At 51.5% G+C, this 264-nt stretch carries 1 rRNA gene; it reads right to left on the reverse strand.

The features are described 5' to 3' along the window. Positions 1-264, reverse strand: a 23S ribosomal RNA gene (locus BHE18_RS02800); the annotation flags it as partial.

The following is a 264-nucleotide window of genomic DNA, read 5'->3' on the forward strand; positions in this document are numbered from 1 at the left end:
TTCGGGTCTACGACCACATACTCATTCGCCCTGTTCAGACTCGCTTTCGCTGCGGCTCCGTCTCATCGACTTAACCTTGCATGGGATCGTAACTCGCCGGTTCATTCTACAAAAGGCACGCCATCACTCGTTAACGAGCTCTGACTACTTGTAGGCACACGGTTTCAGGTTCTATTTCACTCCCCTTCCGGGGTGCTTTTCACCTTTCCCTCACGGTACTGGTTCACTATCGGTCACTAGGTAGTATTTAGCCTTGGGAGATGG

Origin of the sequence: Rossellomorea aquimaris (assembly GCF_001877785.1) — a bacterium.
GTDB lineage: Bacteria > Bacillota > Bacilli > Bacillales > Bacillaceae_B > Rossellomorea > Rossellomorea aquimaris_A.